We start from the raw sequence: 11,651 nt of genomic DNA, 5'->3' as shown, positions 1-11,651 counted from the left end.
GTCACATTCCTATACGGTTAGACGAGACGGACGCTTGAAAAGTTTCATCAACCCGGGCGACCGTCAGGCCGTAATCAGTTATCGCTTGCGTTATCTTGTTGCTGCACAAGCGACACATTGCGCTGCGGTGTAAAAGTGGAAATAGCATGCTTGTAGATCAACTGTTGCTTTCCATCCGAGTCGATAACAATTGTGAAGTTGTCAAATGCTTTAATCGTTCCCCGCACCTGAAATCCATTGATCAGGTACACCGTTACCGGTATAGAATCCTTGCGCAATTGATTCAGAAACGTATCTTGGATATTAATGGACTTGTTCATTTTAGCCGTACCCCCAATAATCATTTGGATTGTTTTGAAGTATATTCAAGGTCTGTCCGGAACTTTCCTGCTATAATTTCGTGTATTCGGGCTGCATGAGCAGAAAAATTTCCGAAATCGGTGACATCTACCCACTGGATATCCTTCATATGGCGAAACCACGAGAGCTGCCGCTTCGCAAAATGACGCGTATCCCGTTTTAGCCAAGTCACCGCCTCTTCCAAAGACACCTCTCCTCGCAGGTAGGAGGATATCTCTTTATAGCCTAGACCTTGCATGGAGATGGCATCGCTTCGCACTCCCCGTTCCATTAAGGAGGTTACCTCAGCAACAAGCCCTTGATCGAGCATCCCGTCAATTCGGTCTTCAATACGTTTATATAGCATTTGCCTATCCATTGTCAAACCTACGATGCATAGCTGATAAGGAGATTCCTTTTTTTGATTGGCCAATTGCGAGCTAAGAGTCGTTCCGCTAACATGATAAATTTCCAATGCTCGAACGACTCGGCGACGATCATTGGGATGCAGACGACGTGCACTTTCGGGATCAACCGCCTGTAGTCGCGCATGAAGCGCCTCAGCTCCAAATTTCTCGGCATAATCAAGCTGTTCCTGACGAAAAGCTTCATCAGCTCCAACCTCGGAAAACTGGTATTCATAGCAGACAGACTCCACATACAAACCAGTCCCACCTACGATAAACGGTAGTTTTCCTCTGGCATGAATATCCGGTATAAGGCGACGGCAATCTTCCTGAAATGCAGCTACCGAATATGGGTATTCCGGCTCATGAATATCAATCAAATGGTGCTTAATTCCTTCCATTTCCTGTTCGGAAATTTTGGCAGTTCCAATATCCATATGACGATACACCTGCATGGAATCTCCGGAAATAATTTCCCCGTCAAATTGCCGTGCCATCTCGATGCTTAATTTTGTCTTGCCGACCGCTGTCGGGCCAACAAGAACAAGTAGTTTAGATGCCGCTGTCAATATCAATCACTCCGTACACTGTTTTCGTTGTGCCCCGTTGCTCCACACGGAAGCCGAGGCGGGTAAATTCCCCGCTGCCCCGTTTTTCCTTCAATACAATTGTTTTCCTTGCAATCCGTTTTGCCTGAGCAATACTTTCCTCATCCAGCGCATCCGGGTTAGCCAACCCTCTCAATGGACCGATGGCACTGGAATCGAGCAACGGATCACGGAACATCGGGTCAAAATAGATAATATCCACACTGCGATTCGGCAAGCTCCGCAAATAGTCCAAATGATGGCCAAAACGAACATCAATGCCGGAAAATGCCGCATCTACCGCTGCGTTACCGGAACGGTAATGCCTCATTCCATCCTTGATTAAAGCATAGACAGGAAAAGAACTTTCCACAGCAATTACTTGTCCAGAGCTTCCTGTTCCAATTGCAAACAGGAGGGAATCCGTTCCGAGTCCTGCGGTGCAATCCAGCACGGTGTCCCCCGGAACGAGCCGAGCGGCGATCAACATCGGATCAGGTTCCCCTTTCAACACCCGCTTGGCGCGGATGAAGCCCATACTTGGGTGAAAAGTCATTGGTGGTTGTTCCGGACTAATCAGCCTCACCCCGCCCTGCACTAGCACCAGCGCCTGACGAACTTTATGAGCAGCAGTCAGCCTTGCTACCGATATACCACGACGGGGGGCATACAACACCCCCAGCTCGGCTGCAAGCATTTCCGCCCGCTGCACAACCTCAGCCGAGGGAGAATCCCCCGTCGTCACCAGTAAATCGGCTTGTTCCTTCCGAAGCCTTGCCTGCCTTTCTTCTTCACGGTTTTCCCGATCCTGCAACATATATAAACTCCCTTACATTACTCTTTTAAACAGCTTCTCCAAATCATATGTGGAAAAGGATACAACGATAGGTCGCCCATGCGGGCAGGTGTACGGCTGTCTGCATGCCGCCAAACGCTCCAGCAATACGACAGCCTGTCGGTCGGTCAGCTTCTGGTTCGCTTTAATCGAAGCCCGACAGGAGCACATGATCGAGGCTGCCTCCCGTAGCTTAGCAAGATCAATTGCTTTTTCATCCAGTACCCATCCTGCCATTTCCTCAATAACATCCGCTTCTTCTCCTTGAGGAAGCCAGTAAGGATAAGAGCTAACCCGGAAGGTTTGACCACCAAAATGCTCCAAATACACTCCCGCCTGCTCAAACCAGTGTAGCCTTGTTTTCAGCTTTTCCGTCTCTGAAGGCGTAAACTCTAATGTAATCGGCAGCAGTAGCTCCTGCGATACGGCCTCGGGATTTCCAAATTTCTCATAATAAAATTCGTAGTTAACCCGTTCATGCGCTGCATGCTGGTCAATTAAATACAGCCCCTGATCGTTCTGCGCAATCAAATAGGTTCCATGGTGCTGACCGATCAAATTTAGCTCAGGAAAAGCGGGCAGTTCGGGAGCCTCACCCGATACCACCGCCAACTGCTCTGCATTCAGTCGTGACTGACGTGGCTTCTGATTCGTGAAATAGCGGGAATCCACAGCGTTTCCTGCACCCGGTGAAGCAGAAGGCCGATAAGCCACAGAAGCTGCCGCTTCCTGTACTCCGCCGCTGTACAAGGAAGATGAGCCCGATACGGCTCTACTTCCTAGTATTTCTTGAGTATCGGGCGTCTGCCCGACAGCACCATCAGGCAATGGAGCGCTCCCTCTAACGCCATTTCCATCGTTTCCATCCACAAAATCTGCATCTAGCTCTTCGTCACTGACACGTTGCCCAGAAGGCGGGTTCACCCGACCAATGACAGGGAGCCTCTCCCTATCTTGACGTTGCTCACGATCCGCCCCATGCCCACGGTTCTCCTCATTTCCATCCAACCGAATAGATTGGCGAGGGTCACGGCCCTCTGGGTAAGATCCGGTAAGCGGCTGTGCCTCCACTTGACTCTCGCCAGCAGAAGAATTTCCTTCCATACCGTTTCCCTTCGAGAAATGAAACTGCTCCTGCACAAACGAGCCGCTATCCTTGCCGCCGATTTCGCGCTTGACTGCCTTCGGAATCAGCACCTGCTGTCCTAGAACAGCTTTTACCGAATCCTCAATCAACTGAAACAGCTCTGCTTCTTTGCTGAAACGCACCTCCAGCTTGGCGGGATGAACGTTAACATCTACCAGTGAAGGATGCATCTCCAACTGGATCACAGCCAGCGGAAAACGATTGATCGGCAGCAGCGTATGATACGCCTTAAGCAACGCCTGATTCAGCCCATAGCTGCGCACAAAGCGTCCGTTCACCACCGTCGAGATGGCGTTTCGATTCGATCTGGTCCACTCCGGGCGGCTGACATAGCCGCTAATACGGTAATCGAGACTTTCTCCTTCCAGCAGCAGCATGGATTTGGCCGCAGAAGTTCCGTAAACAGCAGCAATCACCTGAAGCAAATCACCATTACCCAGCGTTTGAAGCAGTGTATTCCCGTTATGTCGTAAAGTGAAGGCAACTTCCGGGTGCGAAAGCGCCATTCGGTAAAGCACATCCGAAATGTGCCCCAGCTCCGTCTGGATCGTTTTCATATATTTCAGTCTTGCAGGTGTATTATAAAACAGCTCCCGGACGGTAAAATCCGTCCCTTGCCGGGCGGCTGCATCCTCGTGCAGTACCAGCTTGCCGCCCTCAATAATCAATTTGCGGGCACGTCCGTCATCTGCGGCTGCTGTGAGCAGCTCCACTTTCGATACAGCCGCAATACTCGGCAGCGCTTCTCCACGGAAGCCCAGGCTCGTGATCTGGAACAGATCGCGTCCATGTCCGATTTTGCTTGTCGCATGCCGATAGAACGCCGTTTCCACATCTTCAGGCTCAATGCCACTGCCATTATCCGTCACCCGGATGCTTTGCAGCCCGCCTTCTTCCACCCATACATCTACGCGCGTACCGCCCGCATCAATCGCATTTTCCACCAGTTCCTTCACGACGGAGGCTGGACGTTCCACAACCTCACCGGCAGCAATCTGGTTGGCAATATGCTCATCCAGTACCCGAATTTTAGACATCCTTTTAACCTCCCCCTGACCTCAAAGTGTGATGAAAAACTGGAAATATCATATCGTGAACTACAGGCCGTTAGCCTTGTTTTTCAGTTCATTTAACAACTGCATCGCCTGCAAAGGTGTCATGTTCATGACATCGGCGTTTTTCACCTTGCGTAAAATCTGGCGCACAATCGGATTAACCTCGGCCGTCTCTGGCTGCGGCTTGGCAGGAGCAAGCTCTTGCTCTCCGAAAATGGACAGTTGTACGACTCTGGTAGCCGTATGGTCCAACACACTGGAGTCTTCCACAGCCTGCCGAGTGTCTTCCTTTACAACGGTGGCTTGCTGTGACACAAATGGAGCCTGCAATGCAGCTTCTCTTACAACGTTTTCCCTCGCTGCTGCAACAACCTCGGTGCCTGCCGTTACTTGGGCAGCTGCGTGCTCAAAGCCGTGCAACAGCCCGTTCGCGCGTTCAATGATATTATCCGGCAAACCTGCAAGACGGGCACAATAAATACCGTAACTGCTACTGGCCGCACCCGGTATGAGCTTGCGCAGGAAATTCACCTTGTCGCCGCTTTCCTGTACTGCCATAGAGTAATTCCGCAGCGAGGACAGGCTTTGCTCCAAATGAGCCAGCTCATGAAAATGCGTAGACACCAGCGCCTTACAGCCGATCGTATCATGCACAAACTCGATGACCGCCTGCGCAATCGCCATCCCTTCACTGGTGGACGTACCGCGTCCCAACTCGTCAATAATGATGAGGCTTCGCGGAGTCGCCTTGTCTGTCATGACCTGAATATCAGCCATTTCCACCATGAACGTACTCTGTCCACCGATCAGATCATCCGCTGCACCGATGCGCGTAAAAATGCGATCCAGCATCGGCACTTTGGCATGTGCAGCCGGAACGAAGCAGCCGATCTGCGCCATAATTGCGATAAGCGCGACCTGACGCATATACGTGCTTTTCCCGGCCATATTCGGACCGGTGATCAGCAAAATATGCGCATCTTTTTCTTCCAGTGCCGTACCATTGGCGATAAAGCTGCCATCCTTCATTACGGCTTCCACAACGGGATGCCGCCCCTGCTCCACCACGAAATCATATCCCGTGGTCAGTTCAGGCTTGACGAAGCCACGCTCTGCGCTGACCGATGCCAGTGACTGGTACACGTCAATTTCAGCCACCCGCTCTGCCAGCTTTTGCAGACGTGGAATTTCAGTATTTAGTTTACTGCGAAGCTCGGAGAAGAGAGAGTACTCCAGGTCCACCATCTTATCCTCGGCTTCCAAAATCAGAGATTCCTTTTCCTTCAGCTCCGGTGTAATATAACGTTCCGCATTCGCCAGCGTTTGCTTGCGTTCATATCGTCCTTCCGGCAATGAAGCTAGATTGGATTTGGTTACCTCGATATAATAACCAAACACTTTGTTGTATCCGATTTTGAGCGATCGAATGCCAGTCGCTACACGTTCCTTGGCCTCCAGCTCGGCGATCCAGCGCTTGCCGTTCACACTAGCTTCCCGTAGCTCGTCCAGACGCTGATGGTAGCCTTCCTTAATGAGGCCGCCGTCCCTTACGGAAATAGGCGGCTCATCCGCCACGGCTTCCTCAATCAACGCGCACAAGTCTGTACAGCTATCCAGCGTTTGGGCAATTCGGCGCAGTGTCTCCGATTCCGATTCTGCGCATAACTCACGCAAAGCCGGAATCCGGGTCAATGACAGCTTGAGTGCAATCAGGTCGCGTGCATTGGCGCTGCCAAAGGCAATTCGCCCAACCAAGCGCTCCAGATCGTAAATTTCCTTGAGCTGTGCACGCACATCCTCCCGAAAAATAAACTGATGATACAGCTTGTCCACCGCTTCCAGCCGTTCCTCGATCAGATTACTGCTAAGCAACGGCTTGTCGATCCAGCGTCGCAGCAACCGCGCCCCCATCGACGTCTCCGTCCGATCCAGCAGCCACAGCAACGAGCCCTTCTTGGAGCGCTCACGAACCGTCTCCACCAGTTCCAGATTACGGCGGGTAAATGGATCAAGAATCATAAAATGGTTCGGCTCATAAGCAGAAATCTGTGTCAACTGGCCTAACGATCTTTTTTGCGTTTCATTCAAATAAGCAATCAAACGCGATACACAATGCCTACGTTCCTCGTTGAGTCTGGCCCACGTTGCTTCACCAAATTGACCACGCACAAGATCATCCTTAGACTTGTCCCAGGCTGTGTATACAACACGCCGTCCTACGGGTGACATTCGGGAGGTCACAAAATCGAGCAGATGACCGTCCCCCAGCATTTCTGATGGCTCATAAATATTAATTTCATCCAATAGCCATTCCTTCGAATCCGGTACAGAGGTCACATACAGCTCACCTGTGGACAAATCGCAAGCCGCCAGTGCCAGCATCCCGTCCGTCTCGGTGACACATACCATGTAGTTGTTGGATTTGTCACCCAGCACCTTGCCTTCCATTACCGTACCCGGAGTGACGACACGGACAATATCTCGCCGTACCATCCCTTTCGTAACCGAGGCATCCTCCATCTGTTCGCAAATGGCAACTTTATAGCCCTTTTCTATAAGGCGCTGTATGTAATTTTCCGCCGAATGATAAGGCACGCCGCACATCGGAATTTTTTCCGTGCCGCCACCCTCACGTCCGGTAAGTGTAATCTCCAGCTCCTTAGATGCAAGAATCGCATCATCAAAAAACATCTCGTAAAAATCCCCCAGGCGGAAAAACAAAAACGCATCCTGCGCCTGATCTTTTATCGATAAATATTGCTCAATCATTGGTGTATATTTGGCCATACCTTTTACTAACCCCCATACATTGTTCCGTTTAAACTTACATTACCTTTCATTATAGCAAAAATGACAGTCGATAACATGAAAGCATCGCAGACAACGTCACACATTTTACGAAAGCTTCCAGAACGGACGCAAATCCCGCGATTCATCCCATTGTTTTCCCTGACGCAGGCTGTCCAGCAATGGACCGACATAAGCTTTATATTGCGGATATACATCCAGTGAAACAATATCCAAAATAAGAGGTTCCATATACTCCCCCAGCACGATCCGATTTCCTTCATAAAACGCTCTATGAGCCTCTTCCTCATCCAGCGGCCTGCGCTGCAAACGCGGATATTGAGACGCGATGAGAAATGCCATTCCAATCACGCCTTTCGCGAGCTGTGGCGAAACGAGAAAGCTGGGTAGTGTACGGTATTCAAAACCTCCATACGGTTGGCGGCGAAAATCGCCCAAATTGCCGTAATGCGGTCTGCGCCGAGCTGCTCGTTTATCTTCTAACAACGCCAAAGGCAGCGCTAAATAATTGTCCAGCGCACGCAACAGTGCCCCGTTCAGCGGAATTCCGCTAAAATGCAGATGCCCTCCCAGCGGAAAACCCGACTGCGGCATCCCGCCCGCTTGCCAAATCAGCGTACGGTCGGCAATGCGTCGGGCTGCCGCCGCAAAGGCATGGCGTAAATGTGTCAGTAAAAGGGCCGGATCGCCACTTGGCGTGGGTCGAAGCTCAGCGACCGGGTACAATGTCCGCCCCCGGCGCGTAACCGCATCGCATCCTGCCACGCCAAGGCGGCCCAAATATCGTGAAGCCGGTACGACCCGTCCTTCCGGCATGCGGACCAGCACAAATTCAGGGTCCATCCCAATTAGCAGCTGCTTATCCCCTTGTGCTGCTGGAGGGTCTTGTTCTTCACGAGCAGCGGCTTCATATAGCGTGTCTAGGTGTCTATCATTTAGCCATGGCTGCGCCACGACTTCACGTACCTGACAACTGCGCTCGCCCAGCAGTGTCAGCGCCACTTCACCGCTGTCGAGGCCGAGTGTGTACAAAGTACGTACAGCCAATCGCTCCATTCTGATGGACAGTTGAGAGCTGCTATCCAGCGCAGTCGGATCATAAGCGCGGACTTTGGAGTGTCCTTCAATTGTGCGTCTTCGAATTTCCAGCATTCGCAGTTGATGGATTTGCACTGCATAGCCTACCGCAAAATCTGCTGCGTTGTCGTCAATCCAGCGAACCGATATGCCGGAACGTTCCAGCCTGCGCTGCTTTTCATCATCCGGCATCTGTCTGAAGCGTCTGAGCGCCTGTCCCGCCTGCTGCATCATCTTACCCCTCCCTACCAGATTACGGACGACTGGAAAATTCCCCTTCCCTATAACAAGAAAAAGGAGGGCCTTTGCCCCTGCGCAGTCTCAGCCGGCGCAAAGAGTAAAGCAGCCCTCTTTTTGGTTACTTCCGTCAGAGCTCGTCGTCGATGAGGTCGGGGTCGAGCTCCTCATAGTCCCCTTCTTCCGCTCCAAAATCATAGTCCTTGTCAAAATCGTCACTGCTTCCATTCGGGAATACTTCTACAACAATCTTCGTTTCCGCCACCAGCTCCACCGCAAATTCCCGCTCGACCCGGATAATTACGCTGCCGCCCCCTGAAGACACACTGGCCTCAACGCAGCTTGGCTCCTGTGTCGCCTCGGCGGATACTTCCACTGTAGACGCCCGGTGTTTCGGATCAAGATACGAGAGCGGCACATTTTCCACATACGACACCGTTTCCTTAGCCACATCGGTCTGCGAGTTTTTATCGTATGAATACCAGATATTGATATCATACGTCCCCACCACCTCAATGCCGTCTCCAGCCGCCACAGCCTCATACTGGTGGTTAATAATCCACGCCCCCAAAATGCTGGTCGGATTATTAGGCGGAGTTACGGTATGGGTTACGGTAGAGAATTTGCGACCTTTACCGCAGATCGCTTTTGTAATAATCTCTCTACGATTTTTATGACTCAATGCCATTCTTGAACCTCCTCCATACAATCAATCATTCCATACATATGTATGCAGGAAGTAGGCGAATGTTGAGTGAATAGGCGAAAAGGAAAAAATATTATTTGTATAAGCTTATGCTCTAACGGCTTGAACTCATGCACGCCAATGTGTTACATGCTGCTCGACAATCCGTAAAAATTCGCTGAGCGCCGGGGATTTCCACTTTTTCGTGTGATAGGCGACCTGGGTAGCCACCTGCTGTTCGCTGTCATCCCAGCTTAAACGCGCCATCTTCCCTTCACGCAATTCATTTTGCACCGTAACCAGCGGAAGCAGCGCAACGCCCAATCCGGCCATGACACATTGCTTGATCGCTTCAATACTCCAAAACTCCAGACTCGGGTCTGCAAAATACCGTGTCTATTCAAATATTGCTCAAAAAGGATACGATAGGTGCAGCCCGCCTCTGTGTGCAAAATGGTTTCGTCCTTTAAGTCAACGGGCTCCACGTTATTATAGGAAACTAATGGATGACCCAGTGGCGCGACCAATGCCATCGGCTCGTGAATGAGTGTAGTGACATGCAGTTCTCTATCCTCCGTCTCCGGCTGAAGCAAAAAGGCCAAATCCAGCTCACCTGAGCGGGTCATATCGCGCAATTCCCAGCATTCTCCCGGTTTAAGCACGATTTTCACCTTTGGATACCGTTCCCTGTACTCACGGATCAAGCTCGGCAGGCGGAAAGCCGCCAGCGACTCTGGCGCTCCGATTTTCAGCGTGCCCGTCAGCACGGTTTCCGAACGTAGCGCATCCTTAGCAAGGGCATGCATCTTGGAAATTTCCTGCGCATAGGGCAGCAAGCGTCGTCCGGCATCTGTCAGCATGATTTTCTTACCTATGCGGTCAAAAAGAGGTGTGCCCAGCTCCGTCTCCAGCGTCTGAATTTGGGCAGTTATACTTGATTGTGCATAGTCTAATATACGCGCCGCCCGGGTAAAGCTGCCTGCCTCAACCACATTTAAAAACGTAAACAAATGCCGTGATTCCATAAATTGCTCCTTCGATCGTTTTTTTCGATACAAGCCATCGTTATATTCCGTTTTTCCGATAGATTGATTATCTGATAAGCTGAAGGAAATGACAAGAGAAAGAAGGCTTACCTGAATGACAAATGAACATAAACTGCAATCTACCATTGGTCTTCCACAGGCCATTGCGCTATATATTGGGGCAGTGCTGGGTTCGGGGATATTGATTGTGCCCGGTCTTGCCGCCGAAATGGCGGGTCCGGCCTCCCTATTGGCGTGGGGCTTTATGACCCTGCTCATCTTGCCGATGGCTCTATCTATGGGACTGTTGTCCGCCAAATTCCCGAACGCTGGAGGAGTATCGCATTTTGTCTCGCTGGCTTTTTCGCCGCGTGCAGGCTCTTATATCGGATGGTTTTTTCTGATGTCAGTTCCGATTGGGGCGCCTGTTGCCGCACTCACCGGAGCTGGCTATATGACCGCCGCCATGGGCTGGGGAGAGGGAAGCCGGATGGGATTGGCCGCCGCCATGCTGGCGGTTGGACTGATCATTAACTGGATCGGTATGAAGGTTGCGGGACGTATTCAGATCGCCGTTGTCATTGCTATCGTTGCTGTCCTTATCTTCGCCATTGTCGCAGCGCTGCCACAAATGAAATCGGTACACTTCACACCGTTTGCTCCGCACGGCTGGCTTCCTGTTGGTCAGGCGGCAGCAATTCTGTTCTGGTGCTTCATCGGTTGGGAGGCTGTCTCCCATTTGTCGGAGGAATTCACCAATCCACAACGGGCGGCTGTTAAGGGTGTCACCGTTGCAGCCGTTATCGTCGGCTTGCTTTATTTTCTTACTGCACTGGCTACAGTCGGGACGCAAAGCTACCTTGCAGGCGGATCGGACGCTTCGCTCGTATGGGTGATTAGCCGGGCCATTGGTCCGTGGGGCGCGGTGATAGCCGGCTTGACAGGCATCTTTATATGTACAGCTACGATTATTGCTTATGTGGGTGCTGCTTCACGCGTCGCATATGCTTTATCCCGGCAAGGCCATGCCTTCCGCTGGATGGGTCTCTTATCCCGGCGCTTTCATACGCCAATTGGGGGTATCGTGTTTCTCTTCCTTTGTTTCGTCGTCATTATGTCCCTTTACGGTAGCGGTACTGTTTCACTCACCAACCTGATTCAGTTCCCCAACGCCACTTTTATCCTGACCTATCTGGGCGGGTGTGCTGCGGGTATCAAGCTGCTACGAGGTAATCGCTGGGGTGTAGCCATCAGTTGGGTGTCGTTCATCTCGACTGCGGTGGTGTTTCCTTTTGTCGGCTGGGCCATGCTTTATCCTTGCCTGATCACCGTTGCCTTATGGATCGCAGGTCGAATTCGGCACAAACGCCCCCTTCCTGCTCCGCCCGTCATCACTGAACAAAAAAAAGCTACTGTCCATCGTTAGACAGTAGCTTTTTAGTTGGGGCC

General features: G+C 51.3%; 8 protein-coding genes and 1 pseudogene. 1 reads left to right on the top strand and 8 read right to left on the bottom strand.

Annotated elements, in window-relative coordinates:
* Positions 1-74: 74 nt before the first annotated feature.
* From hfq to ASL14_RS26145, 8 genes and pseudogenes are all read right to left on the bottom strand, one after another.
* Positions 75-320: an RNA chaperone Hfq gene (hfq, locus tag ASL14_RS26180; protein WP_023989043.1), complete on the bottom strand. Its 246-nt coding sequence runs from the start codon at positions 318-320 to the stop codon at positions 75-77.
* Between the two features lie 20 nt (positions 321-340).
* Complete coding sequence (miaA, locus tag ASL14_RS26175; RefSeq protein WP_134914732.1) at positions 341-1,315, bottom strand: tRNA (adenosine(37)-N6)-dimethylallyltransferase MiaA; 975 nt, start codon at positions 1,313-1,315, stop codon at positions 341-343.
* Complete coding sequence (locus ASL14_RS26170; protein WP_134914731.1) at positions 1,299-2,150, bottom strand: class I SAM-dependent methyltransferase; 852 nt, start codon at positions 2,148-2,150, stop codon at positions 1,299-1,301. Before ASL14_RS26170 ends, miaA begins: the two co-directional genes overlap by 17 nt.
* Positions 2,151-2,162: 12 nt before the next feature.
* Positions 2,163-4,352: a DNA mismatch repair endonuclease MutL gene (gene mutL, locus ASL14_RS26165; RefSeq protein WP_134914730.1), complete on the bottom strand. Its 2,190-nt coding sequence runs from the start codon at positions 4,350-4,352 to the stop codon at positions 2,163-2,165.
* A 60-nt stretch (positions 4,353-4,412) separates the two neighbouring features.
* The gene (gene mutS, locus ASL14_RS26160; protein WP_134914729.1) at positions 4,413-7,157 is read right to left on the bottom strand and encodes a DNA mismatch repair protein MutS; all 2,745 of its coding nucleotides are present in this window, start codon (positions 7,155-7,157) and stop codon (positions 4,413-4,415) included.
* A 108-nt stretch (positions 7,158-7,265) separates the two neighbouring features.
* Positions 7,266-8,489 carry a putative amidoligase domain-containing protein gene (locus ASL14_RS26155; RefSeq protein WP_134914728.1) on the bottom strand — a complete coding sequence of 408 codons (1,224 nt, stop codon included), beginning with the start codon at positions 8,487-8,489 and terminating at the stop codon, positions 7,266-7,268.
* Between the two features lie 133 nt (positions 8,490-8,622).
* Complete coding sequence (locus ASL14_RS26150) at positions 8,623-9,180, bottom strand: outer spore coat protein CotE (protein WP_014281435.1); 558 nt, start codon at positions 9,178-9,180, stop codon at positions 8,623-8,625.
* A 126-nt stretch (positions 9,181-9,306) separates the two neighbouring features.
* Positions 9,307-10,202, bottom strand: a pseudogene (locus ASL14_RS26145) (LysR family transcriptional regulator).
* A gap of 115 nt (positions 10,203-10,317) precedes the next feature.
* Here ASL14_RS26145 and ASL14_RS26140 point away from each other — a divergent pair.
* Complete coding sequence (locus tag ASL14_RS26140) at positions 10,318-11,628, top strand: amino acid permease (RefSeq protein WP_134914727.1); 1,311 nt, start codon at positions 10,318-10,320, stop codon at positions 11,626-11,628.
* Positions 11,629-11,651: the final 23 nt, after the last annotated feature.

This window comes from Paenibacillus sp. IHB B 3084 (assembly GCF_001447315.1).
Lineage (GTDB): Bacteria > Bacillota > Bacilli > Paenibacillales > Paenibacillaceae > Paenibacillus.
Note: the sequence above shows the minus strand (reverse complement) of the source record. Positions and strands in the feature narration are given on the sequence as shown.